Origin of the sequence: Paraburkholderia fungorum (genome assembly GCF_003610895.1) — a bacterium.
GTDB classification, from domain to species: domain Bacteria; phylum Pseudomonadota; class Gammaproteobacteria; order Burkholderiales; family Burkholderiaceae; genus Paraburkholderia; species Paraburkholderia fungorum_B.
In genome coordinates this window covers 187,098-202,995 of record NZ_MCAS01000008.1, presented here as the reverse complement: position 1 = coordinate 202,995, position 15,898 = coordinate 187,098, and the positions used below count along the sequence as shown (strand labels likewise).

The 15,898-nt window shown below is 61.2% G+C and carries 9 protein-coding genes; 3 read left to right on the top strand and 6 right to left on the bottom strand.

Translation table 11 applies throughout. From position 1 onward, the window contains the following. Positions 1-402: 402 nt before the first annotated feature. Positions 403-1,770: a group II intron reverse transcriptase/maturase gene (gene ltrA, locus BCY88_RS10155; RefSeq protein ID WP_120343410.1), complete on the top strand. Its 1,368-nt coding sequence runs from the start codon at positions 403-405 to the stop codon at positions 1,768-1,770. 119 nt (positions 1,771-1,889) lie between these two features. Here the strand turns inward: ltrA and BCY88_RS10150 are convergent, their stop codons facing one another. From BCY88_RS10150 to BCY88_RS10135, 4 genes are all read right to left on the bottom strand, one after another. Then, positions 1,890-3,452, bottom strand: a complete 1,563-nt coding sequence (locus BCY88_RS10150) for a DHA2 family efflux MFS transporter permease subunit (RefSeq protein ID WP_120344122.1) — start codon at positions 3,450-3,452, stop codon at positions 1,890-1,892. 31 nt (positions 3,453-3,483) lie between these two features. Continuing rightward, on the bottom strand, positions 3,484-4,710 hold the full coding sequence (locus tag BCY88_RS10145; RefSeq protein WP_120344121.1) for an EmrA/EmrK family multidrug efflux transporter periplasmic adaptor subunit: 1,227 nt from the start codon (positions 4,708-4,710) through the stop codon (positions 3,484-3,486). Between the two features lie 76 nt (positions 4,711-4,786). After that, the gene (locus tag BCY88_RS10140) at positions 4,787-6,295 is read right to left on the bottom strand and encodes an efflux transporter outer membrane subunit (protein WP_120344120.1); all 1,509 of its coding nucleotides are present in this window, start codon (positions 6,293-6,295) and stop codon (positions 4,787-4,789) included. 49 nt (positions 6,296-6,344) lie between these two features. Next, on the bottom strand, positions 6,345-6,863 hold the full coding sequence (locus BCY88_RS10135) for a MarR family winged helix-turn-helix transcriptional regulator (protein WP_120344119.1): 519 nt from the start codon (positions 6,861-6,863) through the stop codon (positions 6,345-6,347). A 318-nt stretch (positions 6,864-7,181) separates the two neighbouring features. On the opposite strand from BCY88_RS10135, the gene typA reads away from it, so the two are divergent. Further along, complete coding sequence (gene typA / locus BCY88_RS10130) at positions 7,182-9,008, top strand: translational GTPase TypA (RefSeq protein WP_064269692.1); 1,827 nt, start codon at positions 7,182-7,184, stop codon at positions 9,006-9,008. Between the two features lie 157 nt (positions 9,009-9,165). Here the strand turns inward: typA and BCY88_RS10125 are convergent, their stop codons facing one another. Beyond that, entirely contained in the window at positions 9,166-10,251 is a 1,086-nt protein-coding gene (locus BCY88_RS10125) for a hypothetical protein (RefSeq protein WP_147408509.1), read from the bottom strand. 198 nt (positions 10,252-10,449) lie between these two features. Further along, the gene (locus tag BCY88_RS10120; protein ID WP_120344117.1) at positions 10,450-12,462 is read right to left on the bottom strand and encodes a hypothetical protein; all 2,013 of its coding nucleotides are present in this window, start codon (positions 12,460-12,462) and stop codon (positions 10,450-10,452) included. 531 nt (positions 12,463-12,993) lie between these two features. Here BCY88_RS10120 and BCY88_RS10115 point away from each other — a divergent pair. After that, positions 12,994-15,855 carry a 2-oxoglutarate dehydrogenase E1 component gene (locus tag BCY88_RS10115; RefSeq protein ID WP_120344116.1) on the top strand — a complete coding sequence of 954 codons (2,862 nt, stop codon included), beginning with the start codon at positions 12,994-12,996 and terminating at the stop codon, positions 15,853-15,855. The last annotated feature ends 43 nt before the right edge of the window (positions 15,856-15,898 follow it).

The window sequence follows — 15,898 nt, the reverse complement described above, 5'->3', positions numbered from 1 at the left end:
CATGTGCGCCCAGCATGGGCGCACTCCAGTGGGTGCAAGTCCCACCGTAAGTTGATCACAGCGAGCGAAGCGAAGCGCAACTGCGTGAGGGCGACCCGACGTGGGGAGGAAGCGTGGAGCGAAACTGCGAGCCGATGGACAAGAACCGGATAGAAGGCGTTACCGATCAGGGCGAGCGGGCATGTAACCGCAAAGCTCTCGTGATCAAGGGGCGGTGGCGTAGATCCGGCGGCTGTGCAGTGAAGGAGTGCGTTCTTACCTGGGGAGATCTCGCCTCATGCCTGAAAGGGCGACGGTGTCGAGCCGGAGCGAGAAGTCAGCAGAGGCCATAGTAGTCACAGGATAAGCCGGGGAGGCTGAAGCTGGTGACGAAGGGCCGAACGGGAAGGAGTGTTCAACGTCATGTCGATGCGACAGGTAATGCGTCAGATGCCCGTGCAAACGGGGCGAGTGGGAGTAGGGCGCGGTGAAGCCGCGCGTGTACCCGTGAGCGACGAAGCCTACTGCCCGCGGCATGAACTCGGGAACACAGGGTCAGCGCTGCTGGAAGCGGCGCTGACGAGAAAGAACCTGAAGCAGGCGTTCAAACGGGTACGGGCTAACGGAGGAGCCGCGGGCGTGGACGGTCTGGATATTGACCAGACGTCGCGTCATCTGGTGACGGCGTGGCCTGTGATCCGAGAGCAGTTGCTGAAGGGGAGGTACCGGCCCAGTCCGGTACGTCGGGTGACGATTCCAAAGCCAGACGGGGGCGAGCGCGAGCTGGGTATCCCGACGGTAACGGATCGGCTGATCCAGCAGGCGTTGCTGCAAGTCTTGCAGCCGGTTCTGGACCCTACCTTCAGCGAGCACAGCTACGGCTTCCGGCCCGGACGGCGTGCGCACGACGCAGTACTCGCCGCGCAATCGTACGTGCAGTCAGGCCGGCGAATCGTGGTGGACGTTGATCTGGAGAAGTTCTTCGACCGGGTCAACCACGACATCCTGATCGACCGTTTGCAGAAGCGGATTGGAGACGCTGGCGTAATCCGGCTGATCCGTGCGTACCTGAACAGCGGCATCATGGATGACGGCGTGGTCCAGCAGCGGGATCAGGGCACGCCGCAGGGCGGCCCGCTATCCCCACTGCTGGCCAACGTACTGCTCGACGAGGTGGACAAGGAACTGGAGCGGCGGGGTCACTGCTTCGCACGCTACGCCGACGACGCGAATGTTTACGTTCGGAGCCGTCGTGCGGGCGAACGGGTGATGGCGCTGCTGCGACGCCTGTATGGTCGACTGCGTCTGAAGGTCAACGAGACCAAAAGTGCGGTCGCGAGTGTGTTCGGTCGCAAGTTTCTGGGCTACAGCCTGTGGGTCGCTCGGGGCGGTGTAGTGAAGCGCAAGGTGGCGGCCAAACCGCTGCAGGCGTTCAAACACCGTATCCGTGAACTGACCCGTCGCTCTGGCGGGCGCAGCATGAAGGAAGTGGTAGAGCGGTTACGGTCTTATGTGCAGGGTTGGAAAGCGTACTTCCGGCTGGCGCAAACGCCACGAGTCTGGCTGGAATTGGACAAATGGGTGCGTCACCGGCTGCGGGCTATCCAGCTTAAACACTGGCGCCGTGGCACGACGATTTACCGGGCGCTGCGTGTGCTGGGTGCGCCGTTCACGGTGGCACAACAGGTGGCGGCCAACAGTCGTCGCTGGTGGCGCAATAGTGACCGGCTGCTCAAGAGTGTGCTGAGCATCGCTTACTTCGACCGGCTGGGTGTACCCCGGCTCTCCTAACCTCAACTTCCCGAACCGCCCGGTGCGGACCCGCATGCCGGGTGGTGTGGCAGGGGTACGGCCTCATGGCCGTCCCCTATGCCGATCATCGGGTGGCTATGGAAAGAGGCTAAAACCCCTCAGTGCGCCGCCGCAGCTGCCGCGCCCGCATCGCCACCGGCGCGTTCCGGCCTCGCCATCCAGATTAGTGCGATCAGCGCGACGAAGATCCCCGCCGATACAAAGAACAGATCGTTCACGCCCAACTGCGCGGCTTGCTGCGTCGCCATCGTATTGAACAGCCCATATGCCTGCGGCTGACTGAAGCCCGCCGCACCCATCTGCCGGATCGACTGATCGAACACCGGGTTGTACGCGCTCGCCTGTTCGGCCAGTTGCGCGTGATGCATGATGGTGCGGTGATCCCACGCGGTCTGGAAAATCGATGTGCCAATACCGCCGCACATGATCCGTACGAAATTCGACAAACCCGACGCCGCGGGAATCCGGTTGCCAGGCAAGCCCGACAGCGTGATCGACACCAGCGGGATGAAGAACCCGGCCATGCCGATTCCCTGAATCAAGGTGGGCAGCAGCAGCGAATAAGTATCGACGCCGGTCGTATAACGCGAGCGCATCCAGAAACACAGCGCGAACACCAGGAACGACAAGGTTGCGATATAGCGTGGATCGGTGCGTGGCAGCACCTTGCCGGTGATCGGCGAAAGCAGCACGGCGAACAGGCCGACTGGCGCCATCACGAGACCTGCTTCGGTGGCGGTGTAGCCGATGTCGGTTTGCAGCCACAACGGCAGCAGCACCAGATTGCCGAAGTAGAGCCCGTAGCCGATCGACAACGCAATCGTGCCGCTCGTGAAATTGCGCCGGCTGAAGAGCGACAGATCCACCACCGGATGCTCGGCAGTCAATTCCCAGACAATGAAGAATGCGAGGGCGATCACCGCGACCAGCGCCAGCACGACAATCGTGGTCGACGAGAACCAGTCGAGGTCTTTGCCTTTATCGAGCATCACCTGCAACGAGCCGACCCAGAGAATCAGCAGGCCCAGGCCGACACCGTCGATCGGTGCCTTTCTGATGACCGAATCGCGGTTACGGAAGATCGTCCATGTGGCTATTGCAGCAATCGCGCCGACGGGAATGTTGACGTAGAAAATCCACGGCCACGAGATGTTGTCCGAGATCCAGCCACCGAGAATCGGCCCGGCCACCGGCGCGATCAGCGTGGTCATCGCCCACATCGACAAAGCCATCGGCGCCTTGGCGCGTGGATAGCTCGCGAGCAGCAGCGTTTGCGACAGCGGAATCATCGGGCCGGCCACGGCGCCTTGCAGCACGCGCGAGGCCAGCAGGAACGGCAGGGTGGGCGCGAGGCCGCACATCCACGACGAGATCACGAACAGAATGATCGACGCCATGAACAGGCGCACCTGGCCGATACGCTCGGTGAGCCAGCCGGTGAGCGGCACGGAGATCGCGTTTGCCACCGCGAACGACGTGATCACCCATGTGCCCTGGTCGGACGACACACCGAGATCGCCCGAAATGGAGGGGATCGACACGTTTGCAATCGACGTGTCGAGCACGTTCATAAACACGGCGAGCGACACCGCAATGGTGCCGATCACCAGTTGCGCGCCCTCGAGCGGCGGATGAGGGACTTGCGCCTGAGCCTGAGCCATTAAAAGAGCCTTCTATGAATCGTCGCGCCGCTTACATCAGCTTCGCAGCGGGCTTGCCCGTGCTGCTTTGAAGCGATTTCTGCGAGCCGCCGTTCGGACCTGCGTTTTCCGAAATGATGCGAGCGATTTCAGCGTCGGCCTGGTCGCCGTACTTGTCGAACACGTTGGTTTGATAAACCGTGTTCGGCGCCTGACCGAGCTGGCCGCCGTTATCGTCCTTGATGCTCACGTCGGCCTGCATCGACAGGCCGATACGCAGCGGATGCTTTTCAAGTTCCTGCGGGTCGAGCGCGATCCGCACCGGCAGACGTTGCACCACCTTGATCCAGTTGCCGGTTGCGTTCTGCGCGGGCAGCAGCGAGAACGCCGAACCCGTGCCCGCCGAGAAACCGACCACCTTGCCGTGGTACACCACCGACGAACCGTACACGTCGGCCGTCAACTCGACCGGCTGGCCGATGCGCATGTGCTTCAGCTGCACTTCCTTGAAGTTTGCGTCGACCCACACGCCGCCCAGCGGCACGATGGCCATCAGCGGGGTGCCCGGCGAGACGCGCTGGCCGACCTGCACCGAGCGCTTCGCCACGTAGCCCGTGACCGGCGCCGGCAGGTTGTTACGCGCGTTGTTCAGGTACGCGTCGCGGACCTTCGCGGCGGCCGCCTGCACGTTCGGGTGATTCGCGATTGTGGTGTTGGCGGTCAGCGCGCGGTTCGACGCCAGTTGTTGCTGGGCGGCGTCGACGGCGGCTTGCGCGCTCTTCACGGCGTCGCGGGCGTGCGAGATTTCTTCCAGCGACACGGCGCCGGTTTGCGCGACCGTCAGGCGGCGCTTCAGGTCGTCCTGGGCACGCGACAGATCGGACTGGCGCTGGGCAACCTGCGCCTGATACTGATTGTCGTCGGCGAACAGGCCACGCACCTGGCGCACCGTCTGCGCGAGATTTGCTTCGGCCTGTTCGAGCGCGACGCGCGCGTCGGCCGGATCGAGCACGACGAGCGGGTCGCCGGCCTTCACAGTTTGCGTGTCGTCCGCGTTCACGGCGATCACCGTGCCGGTGACTTGCGGCGTGATCTGGACGACGTTGCCGTTCACGTACGCGTCGTCGGTGTCTTCATGGAAGCGCGCGTCGAGGAAGTAGTAAAGGCCATAGGCGACCGCGGCGATCAGGATCACGATGACGAGCAGCGTCATCATGCGCTTGCGTTTGCCGTTGTTCGCCGATTGTGCGGGGGCAGCGGGCTGCTGGGGGGTGCTCATTGATGTGCTCCGGGTTCTCTCAAGCGTCGTCGTTTATTCGGATGTTCGTGCGAGTGTGGTGTGCGGCGATCCGGCTTCAGTTTGCTGCGGCGGTCGCGGCGGCGGCCGATGCCGGGGCATCGGTCGGCACCACGAGGCCGGTCTGCGTTGCGTCGAAACCGCCGCCGAGCGCCTTGATGAGGCCGATCTGCTGATCGCGCCGGCGCATCTTCAGACTCGTTACCGTCTGTTCGGCGGATAGGCGATTCTGGTCTGCGGTCAGCACCTGCAACTGCGGCGACAAACCGGCCTTGTAGCGGATCACCGCCAGCTGATAGGCCTTGGTCGACGCGTCGAGCGCGCGCTGTGCGTCGCCCGATTGCTGGTCGATCGAACGGATCGACGACACTTGTGTCGCGACATCCGAAAGCGCATTGATCAGCGTCTGGTTGTAGTTCGCCACATCGAGGTCGAAATCCGCGTAGCGGCCCTTCAACTGCGAGCGCAGCGCGCCGGCGTCGAAGATCGGCAGGTGGATTGCCGGGCCTAATTGCATCTGGCGGCTGCCCGACTTGAGAAAGCGGCCCCAGCCGAACGCGTCGAAACCGACACCGGCGGCGAGGTTGATGTCCGGGAAGAATTCGGCCTTTGCTTCCTTCACGTCGTGCATCGCGGCTTCGACCTGCCAGCGCGCGGCGACGATGTCCGCGCGGCGCGCCACGAGGTCGGCCGGCAGGTTGTCCGGCAGCGTGACCGTGTTGCCCGCGGTCAGAACCGGCTTGGCGATCTCAAGGCCGCGATCCGGACCCTTGCCGAGCAGCGCGCCCAACTGATAGCGCACGACGGTGATCTGACCGTCGAGGTCGGTCAAATTCGCCTGGCTGGTCGCGATGTTGCCGTTCGCGGTCTGCCGTTCGACGTTAGTGTCGAGGCCGGCGCTGACGCGGCCGTTGGTGATGCGGCCGATATCCTGGCGGTTGGCGATTTCGCGCGCGGCGATGTCGCGGAATGCGTACAGCTGGGCAAGCTGGTTATAGGTGCTTGCCACCGAGGCGGCGAGCGTCACGCGCGCCTGCTGCATGTCGGCTTGCGCGGCCTTTTCCTGCGATACCGCCTGACCGAGACGCTGGCGGTTCTTGCCCCACAGGTCCAGATCCCACGAGGCGCTCGCCAGCACATTGTTCTCGCTATACCAGGTGCCGCCATACGGAGGCGGGTAGAGCGCGTTGCCCGAGAACAGTTCGCGAGTCCACGAATAGCTGCCGTTGACTTTCGGATACAGCGCCGAGCGCGAGCTTTCGATGTACGACGAAGCCTTGGCAAGGCGTGCCTGCGCCTGCGCGATCGAGGGGCTGCCTTCCAGCGCTTCCGCGATCAGCTTGGGCAACTGCGGGTCGCCGAACTGGTTGGCCCAGTCGAGCGACGGCCATTGGCCGCCCTGGCCGGGCAGACTCTGCGCGGACTCATACTGGGCCGGCGACGAGATCTGCTTGTCGCTCTTCATGCCGAAGTAGTTCGCGCACCCCGTGAGGGCGAGCGCCGTCACCGCGGCGGCGACAGCGGCCCGGCTCGAAAGCGCGGGCGCGGACAGGGAAAGGGATTTCATCGCTCGACTCTTTGAGTGGAATGTAATGATGGACACTGCAAGCAATTTCTTACGATTTACTATCAAAATTGCTTGCTATATCACGGGTTAGCCCCGGCGGTTGTTCGCCAGAATTAACGAGTACGCGGCGCAGCATGCTCTTCAGAAACCCCACTTCTTCCGGGGTGAAACCACCCAGCAAGCTGTCCAGCACCCCGTTGAAAATGGCTGGCATTCTGGCTGCGATGGCATGGCCTTCCGGTGTCAGCGCGAGCCGGACGACCCGCCGGTCTTCGTTGCTGCGCACTCGCGTGAGCAAGCCGCGTTTCTCCAGACGATCGACCAGACGCGTGACGGCACTGGCATCTATGCCGTATTCACGCGCCAGTTCGGCGGCCAGCAGGCACTTGCCGCTCGCCACCATGAACAGGATGCTGCCTTGCTGACTGGTGATGCCCAACTCCGCCATGCTGCGCTGCGTAACCAGGTTCGACATGGTCGATTTCACGCGTGAGAGCAGGTAGCCGACGCTTTCGCCTAGCTGGTACTCGCTGACGATTGGGTCGGGCGTTGAAGACGGATCCGTCATGATTCTCGTGCGAATGCAATGGTTGACTAGGCAGGATTATAGATGGCCGTTGATTGACGCGGCAAGCGTTATTACAGCTTAGGCAAGGAAGTTTTCCTCCTCAAGGCATAATGCGCGCGGTTTTGCGTAGGGCATTGCCGTTCTGCGATGGGTTCTTTTCCTGTGCGGCATTGCATGAAAGGGAGTGGAGCTATCAGGGAATACCAGATAGCTTCATTTGGGCGTGCTATAATGTTGGGTTCCCAAAAGTGCGCTTTGGGCTTTGTTGGCTTCGTACACAATGCTGCTGCTGGCGCACTCAACTGTCTCCAGGTTCCTATGACTCGCGCCCTACGCAACATCGCCATCATTGCTCACGTCGACCACGGCAAGACCACGCTCGTCGACCAGCTCCTCCGCCAGACCGCCACGTTCCGCGACAACCAGCAGGTTGTCGAGCGCGTGATGGACTCGAACGACATCGAAAAGGAACGTGGCATCACGATCCTGTCGAAGAACTGCGCGGTCGAGTACGAAGGCACCCATATCAACATCGTCGATACCCCGGGCCACGCCGACTTTGGCGGCGAAGTGGAGCGCGTGCTGTCGATGGTCGACTCGGTGCTGCTGCTGGTTGACGCTGTCGAAGGTCCGATGCCGCAAACGCGCTTCGTGACCAAGAAGGCGCTGGCGCTCGGTCTGAAGCCGATCGTGGTGATCAACAAGGTGGACCGCCCGGGCGCGCGGATCGACTGGGTGATCAACCAGACTTTCGACCTGTTCGACAAGCTGGGTGCGACGGACGAACAACTCGACTTCCCGATCGTCTACGCATCGGGCCTGAACGGTTATGCCGGCCTGACGCCGGACGTGCGCGAAGGCGACATGCGTCCGCTGTTCGAAGCCGTGCTGCAACACGTGCCGGTCCGCCCGGCCGATCCGGCAGCGCCGCTGCAACTGCAGATCACGTCGCTGGATTACTCGTCGTACGTCGGCCGTATCGGCGTGGGCCGCATCACGCGCGGCACGATCAAGCCGGGCATGGCCGTCGCCGTGCGTTCGGGTCCCGACGGTGCGATCCTGAACCGCAAGATCAATCAGGTCCTGTCGTTCAAGGGTCTGGAGCGCGTGCAGGTCGATTCGGCTGAAGCCGGCGACATCGTGCTGATCAACGGTATCGAAGAAATCGGTATCGGCGTGACCATCTGCGCGCCGGAGCAACCGGAAGCGCTGCCGATGATCACCGTCGACGAACCGACCTTGACGATGAACTTCCTCGTCAATTCGTCGCCGCTGGCCGGCCGCGAAGGCAAGTTCGTCACGAGCCGTCAGATTCGCGACCGCCTGATGAAGGAACTGAACCACAACGTCGCGCTGCGCGTGAAAGAAACGGGCGACGAAACCACGTTCGAAGTGGCAGGCCGCGGCGAGCTGCACCTGACCATTCTGGTCGAAAACATGCGCCGCGAAGGCTACGAGCTGGCCGTGTCGCGTCCGCGCGTGGTGATGACGGAAGTCGACGGCGTGAAGCACGAGCCGTACGAAAACCTGACGGTCGACATGGAAGACGGCCACCAGGGCGGCGTGATGGAAGAGCTGGGCCGCCGTAAGGGCGAAATGCTCGACATGGCGTCGGACGGCCGTGGCCGTACGCGTCTCGAGTATCGTATTTCGGCGCGGGGCCTGATCGGCTTCCAGTCGGAATTCCTGACGCTCACGCGCGGCACGGGCCTGATGAGCCACACGTTCGATTCGTACCAGCCGGTCAAGGAAGGCGCGGTGGGCGAGCGTCGCAATGGCGTGCTGATCTCGCAGGACGACGGCGCGGCAGTGGCGTACGCACTGTGGAAGCTGCAGGATCGCGGCCGCATGTTCGTTTCGCCGGGCGAGCCGCTGTACGAAGGCATGATCATCGGCATTCACAGCCGTGACAACGACCTGGTCGTGAACCCGATCAAGGGTAAGCAGCTGACCAACGTGCGTTCGTCGGGTACGGACGAAGCGGTGCGCCTCGTGCCGCCGATCCAGATGTCGCTGGAATACGCGGTTGAATTTATCGACGACGACGAACTCGTCGAAGTCACGCCGCAATCCATTCGTCTGCGCAAGCGTTACCTGAAGGAACACGAGCGCCGCAGCGCCAGCCGTAAGGGCGCAGTGGACTGATCGAATGCCGGCGCGTTGAGGAACCGCGGTTCCTGACATCAGCGCGGCAGGTATGACAAAAAAGCCGTTCCGGGCAAGCCCGGAACGGCTTTTTCGTTGTGTGTCCTATGTTGCAACACTTTGTTAGGTTACAGGCTCGATTTTATCTGCGGCGCGATTACATTCCCGAACCGCCGGCTGCGAAATGACCAAAGTGTTGTAGTAACTCTGGAGGCTCAAGTTGATTAATGGGCGGGGCGGGAACGGTGGTTGTCGGAGGCAGTGAACCATAGTCGCGGCTACTGGCGGGCACAAAGTTAAGGACGATGTTAGGCGCGGCGATGTCGCCATCTTCGTTATATGCTGAATCCATATAGCTTCTCAGGGATGTTTGCATTTGATCCAGGCTGTCGTACGTAAATACACCGTTGTTCGGGTCGAAAACCTGATATCGATCCGGCGAGGCGTAGCCGTCACCCTGTGTGTCCCGGGGGAGGTGCTGCACGAGCAGTACATGACCACTAGTCTCCGGCCCCATCTGGTCAGCGCTTTGAATGCCCACACGAATGTAAGCGAGTCCGCCCAACGGTATGTCGGATGTGCTGTCGATAAGCCCGTTTATACGATCTACACGCGACGATGTGCCGTCCGGGTTGAGATTCAAGATCGATGATTGGCGGTAGTTGCTCAGTCCGAGCGTGCCCGGGTTGTGCTGGTATCTCTCAATCCTTCCATAGGTATCGTCTCGAGCGGCTGTTTTGCCGTCCATATCGGTGACCATGCTGCTGACTGCGGAGCTCAAGCCTTGTGTTGTTGTGCCGTAGGCGCGGTCAATGCGACGTATTGCTTCGCGAGCGATGCCCTCACATGTTCCCCGCCCCTCGTCACCCCTTGTCTCTTTACGATCGAATTGGTCGAATAGCACGTGTGATGACGCATTGCCTTCGAGGGCACTCCCACCCCGGCATTCGCGAAAGTCCGACTTTGCGCACGCGCCTAGGACGGCGCCGCGCTTCTCGCGACTGAGTGTCTGATCAGCCTTCGCGTCAACTTTTCCGGCTCCAGTCTGGGAGCTGCCAGTTGCGCTGCGATGGGTGATGGCTGACTGGTCAGGTGTCGCAATGGAGGATCGATTTGCGAAGCGGTGTTCGGGGAACATCTTTGTTTGAACGGACGGTGCTTTCGCGGACGACGATTGTTCTGCAAATGGTCCAAGGGATATCGCTGGCGTAGATGCATACGTGTACTGGGTAGAAACTTCCATTTTCTGCTCCGCTTGGAATCCTAAGAAAATATAAGGCGCACAGCATGCTGGTACGCAGCGGTCCGGGTTATCACAACTCAGGGCGACACTGCCGGAACCGCATCGCGTACAGCACAGTGTGTGGAAAACCTCACGGGCGAGGTGCTGAATAGATATGACGCTGGTGCGGTGCTGCCGGGTGGGGCGCGAGAGCGGACATCAGGCTGGATAACCGTTGCCTCTGTTGGGCTGTTGGGGGGAGGGCGGGCTTCGCTTTTTCAGCTCAGTATGAGAAGACCCCGGATAGGGCTGCATGAATCCCGGGGGCTCGGGCAATTCGAGGGACGGAGGGACTACGGTTGGTGGAGGCAGTGTGGGCCTTTCACGGGCCAATCTGCGCGGTGTATAGAATATGGCGCGGTCCGGCGTAACGGTGCCGTCAATTTCTGTATATGCCGTATCCATATAGTTTCGCAATGCGGCGTTCATATTGTCCGGCGTGTCGTAATCGAACGCACCGTTGTTCGGGTCGAAGATAATATAGCGATGCGCGGGTGGGGTTCCGTCGGGAGCCGTTACGTCATGACGGCGCTGGATCAGAATCACATGGCCGTTATCGCCCGGGCCCGCCGCGCCACCGGTTTGAATGTGTACGCCTACGAATGCAACCCCCCCAGGAGACATCGCGTTCAGGCCGTCCGTGAGGCTCTTTAGGCGATCCTCTCGCGACGATGGGCCGTTTGCATTAAAATTGAGGTCTTTGGACTGCTCGTAAATCCGTAGTGCGAGCACGTTTCGGTTGTGCTGGTATATGTCGATATTGTTGAAAATGCCAGACTCTCTTGCTCTGGCGCTGGTGCGCATATCGTTCTCCATGGAGGCGACTGCGTCCGACAAATTTATCTCGGCGCGGGCACTATAACTTCGGTCAATGCGACGCATCGCTTCGCGAACGATGCCTTCGCACGTTCCTCTTCCATCATCACCTCTGGTCTCTCTACGGTCGTTTTGATCGAACGCCACGTATGACGCCGAACTCTCTTTGAGGGCTTCACCGCCCCGGCATTCCCGAAATTCCGAGTTCACGCACTTGCCCAGCAGGCTGCCGCGCTTTTCCCGGGGGGATGTCTCGTCACTGTCCTGGTTGTCGGTCTTAGCCCGGGAGGAATCGGATCTGGTATGCGGGTGATGCATCACTTCTGGAGGCTCGAGCGTATTGGTGCCGACCCTGCCAGGCACGCTTGTTGTTGCAGGCAGTGACTCCCATTCCCGTGAACTAGGTGGTGTAAAGAGCTGGACCGTGTTCGGCCTCGCAATGTTGCCGTCCTCTGTATATGCAGATTTCATGTAGTCTCGCAGCGAACTTTGCATCTGGTCCAGGCTGTCGTAAGTGAATGCACCGTTATTCGGATCGAAGATCGTATATCGATCTGGCGAGCCGGTGCTTCCGTTCACCGGGGGAAGGTGCTGTAACAGCAGCGCGTGGCCGCTGGTCTGTGAGTCCATTGCGTCAGCGCGTCGAATGCCTACGCTAATGTAGGCGAGACCGCCGCTGCGCATAAAGGACAGGCTGTCTGTCAGGCCGTCTATGGCATCCTCGCGCGACGTTCTGCCGTGTGGATTCAAATCCGCGTCCGAGGACTCGCGGTAATTGCTTAGTGCCAGGGAGCGCGGCTGGCTCTCAAATGCCTTGATTCGGCCATAAATGCCGGTTCGGTCTGAGCGGCCGCTGTTCATCTCGCCCCTCATGTTGATGACGGCCGACCGCAAATCTGATGTTTCCCCTCCGTAATTGCGATCAATGCGACGCAGTGCTTCGCGGATGATGCCCTCGCATGTTCCGCGTCCGTTTTTACCTGCCGTCTCTCTGTGGTCGAATTGATCGAATTGCACGTATGAAGACGAGTGCGCTTCGAGAGCTTCGCCGCCGCGACATTCGCGAAAGGCCGATTTTGCGCATGCATCCGTGGCGCCACCGTGCTCTTTCTCGACGTGTGTGTCGTTGGGGTGTGCTAAACGTGCGCCACCATAGGATGTGATGTAACCGGGCGAGCCGGGATCCCATGTGGCTAACCTGTCATTCGGTATCGTCGCGAATCGACTGGCGACATTGGCTTCGGGAAAAACCTTTGGCTGAGCGGGCCGCGCGTTCGCGGCCGACACCTGGTCCGCAAGCGTGTCTTGCGCCATGGTTCGCGCGGATGCACTCAAGTATTGGGTGGACACTTCCATTTGCTGTTCCATTGGGGAGGGAGGGCGTGAGATCGGATAAGCGCGCCGATCCGCAGCGGCTTCGGCGATCTGCGCTGGCGGGCGCCCATGCCGGAACCGTATTGCGCGCCTTTAGTCTGTGGAAAGTCTGGTGGGAGAGGTGGTAAATACATACGACGACGATATGACGGCCGTGTGCGCGGCCGGTCGGGACGCGAGCGCGTGCGCTCAGGCATAGCCGTCATGCGTCGATGGCGTCTGGGAAGTTTTCTTGGATGCCCCCACCCAGCCAGCAACCGGCCATTTCCAGGATGATCGAAGAACACTGTTCGGTATCTTGGAAAGGTCCCCGAAAGCCCGTCGCCACGGGCTTGAGCGGCAATCCGTCTGCTATCTGCACTATCCGTTCTGTGATATGCTCCCCGGGTGCAAAGTTTTAGGTCCTTCCAAGCAAGACTTGATTCGCGCAATCCGCTAAACGGTCAGGCCGTGTCGCGGAAGGTTCTGTAACCCGCTATTTCTCGAGAAACTCGAAGAAAGGTGAGCGTAAAAATGATGAAGCAATTCCAGTCGAACTCTTATCTGTTCGGCGGCAATGCTCCGTACGTAGAAGAAATGTACGAAGCGTATCTCGATAATCCGGCGTCAGTGCCCGAGAACTGGCGCAGCTATTTCGACGCGTTGCAGAACGTCCCTGCATCGGATGGCAGCAATGCCAACGACGTGGCCCATGGCCCGATCGTCGAATCGTTTGCGCAACGGGCCAAGGCGAATGCCTTCATCCCGCGCACGGCGGCTGGCGGCGAAGATCTCGCTACCTCCCGCAAGCAAGTCTATGTGCAGTCCCTCATCGGCGCATATCGCTTCCTCGGCTCGCAATGGGCCAATCTCGATCCCCTGAAGCGTCGCGAACGTCCCGCTATTCCCGAACTTGAACCCGCGTTCTACGACTTCACCGAAGCCGACATGGACCAGGAGTTCAGCGCCACGAATCTGTATTTCGGGTTCGAGCGTGCTTCGCTGCGTGAGATCGTCCAGGCGCTGCGTGACACGTACTGCGGCACGATCGGCGCCGAGTACATGTACATCAGCGATCCGGAACAGAAGCGCTGGTGGAAAGAGAAGCTCGAGTCGATCCGTTCGACGCCGAACTTCTCCAACGAAAAGAAGAAACACATTCTGAATCGCCTGACGGCCTCCGAAGGCCTCGAGCGCTTCCTGCACACCAAGTACGTCGGCCAGAAACGCTTCTCGCTCGAAGGCGGCGAAAGCTTTATCGCCTCGATGGACGAAGTCGTGCGCCATGGCGGCGCCAACGGCGTGCAGGAAATCGTCATCGGCATGGCTCACCGCGGCCGCCTGAACGTGCTGGTCAATACGCTCGGCAAGATGCCGGCTGACCTGTTCGCCGAATTCGAAGGCAAGCACGTCGACGACCTGCCGGCCGGCGACGTGAAGTACCACAAGGGTTTCTCGTCGGACGTCTCGACGGAAGGCGGCCCGGTTCACCTGTCGCTCGCGTTCAACCCGTCGCACCTCGAAATCGTCAACCCGGTGGTCGAAGGTTCGGCCAAGGCCCGTATGGATCGCCGCGGCGACGACAGCGGCCTGCAAGTGCTGCCGGTGCAGATCCACGGCGACGCGGCTTTCGCGGGCCAAGGCGTCGTGATGGAAACGCTGAACCTCGCGCAAACGCGTGGTTACGGCACGCACGGCACGCTGCACATCGTCATCAACAACCAGATCGGTTTCACGACGTCGGATCCGCGCGACTCGCGCTCCACGTTGTACTGCTCGGACGTCGTCAAGATGATCGAAGCGCCGGTGCTGCACGTGAACGGTGACGATCCTGAAGCGGTCGTGCTGGCTACGCAGTTGGCTATCGACTTCCGGATGCAGTTCCACAAGGACGTCGTCGTCGACATCGTCTGCTTTCGCAAGCTGGGTCACAACGAGCAGGACACGCCGGCTGTCACGCAGCCGCTGATGTACAAGACGATTGCGAAGCACCCGGGCACGCGCGCACTGTACGCTGAAAAGCTGGTGCAGCAAGGCGTGATCACGGCAGCTGACGCAGACGAGTACGTCAAGGCCTACCGCAAGGCGATGGACGAAGGCCATCACACCGTCGATCCGGTGCTCTCGAACTACAAGAGCAAGTACGCGGTGGACTGGGTGCCGTTCCTGAACCGCAAGTGGACCGACGCGGCCGATACGGCCGTGCCGCTGGCTGAGTTGAAGCGCCTCGCCGAGCGCATCACCACGATCCCGGAAAACTTCAAGGTGCACCCGCTGGTCGAGCGCGTCATCAACGACCGTCGCGCGATGGGCCGTGGTGAAGCGAAGCTCGACTGGGGCATGGGCGAACACCTGGCATTCGCGTCGCTGGTCGCATCGGGCTATGCAGTGCGCCTGACCGGTCAGGACTCGGGCCGCGGCACGTTCACGCACCGCCACGCGGTGCTGCACGATCAGAACCGCGAACGCTGGAACGACGGCACGTACGTGCCGCTGCAGAACATCGCCGAAGGTCAGGCGAAGTTCACGGTGATCGACTCGGTGCTGTCGGAAGAAGCGGTGCTGGGCTTCGAATACGGTTACTCGACCGCTGAACCGAATACGTTCGTCGCGTGGGAAGCGCAGTTCGGCGACTTCGTGAACGGCGCGCAAGTCGTGATCGACCAGTTCATCTCGTCGGGCGAAGTGAAGTGGGGCCGCGTCTCGGGTCTCACGATGCTGCTGCCGCACGGCTATGAAGGCCAGGGTCCGGAACACTCGTCGGCACGTATCGAGCGTTTCCTGCAACTGTGCGCGGACCACAACATGCAAGTGGTTCAGCCGACCACGCCGGCGCAGATTTTCCACCTGTTGCGCCGTCAGATGATCCGCCTGTTCAGGAAGCCGCTGATCGTCGCCACGCCGAAGTCGCTGCTGCGCCACAAGGAAGCCGTGTCGGATCTGTCCGAACTGGCGAAGGGTGCGTTCCAGCCGATCCTCGGCGAAATCGACGAAGCAATCGAAGCGAAGAAGGTCAAGCGCGTGGTGGCCTGCTCGGGCCGCGTGTACTACGACCTGCTGGCTCATCGCCGTGAAGTCAAGGCAAACGACGTCGCGATCATCCGTATCGAACAGCTCTATCCGTTCGCGCACAAGCAGTTCGAAGCGGAAATGAAGAAGTACGACAACGCGACCGAAGTGGTGTGGGTGCAGGACGAGCCGCAGAATCAGGGCCCGTGGTTCTACATCGAGCACCACCTGAAGGAAGGCATGAAGGACGGGCAGAAGCTGGCATACAGCGGACGTCCGGCTTCGGCCTCGCCGGCAGTCGGCTACTACGCGAAGCACTACGAGCAGCAGAAGGCGCTGGTCGAAGGCGCTTTCGGCCGCTTGAAGAGCGCGTCGATCGCTAAATAACTACACGAGCTGAACCGGGAAAGCGCGCTGCGCTTTCCCGTGC

Bases quoted from the DNA above. Each gene is read 5' to 3' on its own strand.
- BCY88_RS10125 (WP_147408509.1), bottom strand. From the start codon at position 10,251: ATGGAAGTTTCTACCCAGTACACGTATGCATCTACGCCAGCGATATCC.
- BCY88_RS10120 (WP_120344117.1), bottom strand. From the start codon at position 12,462: ATGGAAGTGTCCACCCAATACTTGAGTGCATCCGCGCGAACCATGGCG.
- BCY88_RS10115 (WP_120344116.1), top strand. From the start codon at position 12,994: ATGATGAAGCAATTCCAGTCGAACTCTTATCTGTTCGGCGGCAATGCT.
- BCY88_RS10145 (WP_120344121.1), bottom strand. From the start codon at position 4,710: ATGAGCACCCCCCAGCAGCCCGCTGCCCCCGCACAATCGGCGAACAAC.
- BCY88_RS10150 (WP_120344122.1), bottom strand. From the start codon at position 3,452: ATGGCTCAGGCTCAGGCGCAAGTCCCTCATCCGCCGCTCGAGGGCGCG.
- ltrA (WP_120343410.1), top strand. From the start codon at position 403: ATGTCGATGCGACAGGTAATGCGTCAGATGCCCGTGCAAACGGGGCGA.
- BCY88_RS10135 (WP_120344119.1), bottom strand. From the start codon at position 6,863: ATGACGGATCCGTCTTCAACGCCCGACCCAATCGTCAGCGAGTACCAG.
- BCY88_RS10140 (WP_120344120.1), bottom strand. From the start codon at position 6,295: ATGAAATCCCTTTCCCTGTCCGCGCCCGCGCTTTCGAGCCGGGCCGCT.
- typA (WP_064269692.1), top strand. From the start codon at position 7,182: ATGACTCGCGCCCTACGCAACATCGCCATCATTGCTCACGTCGACCAC.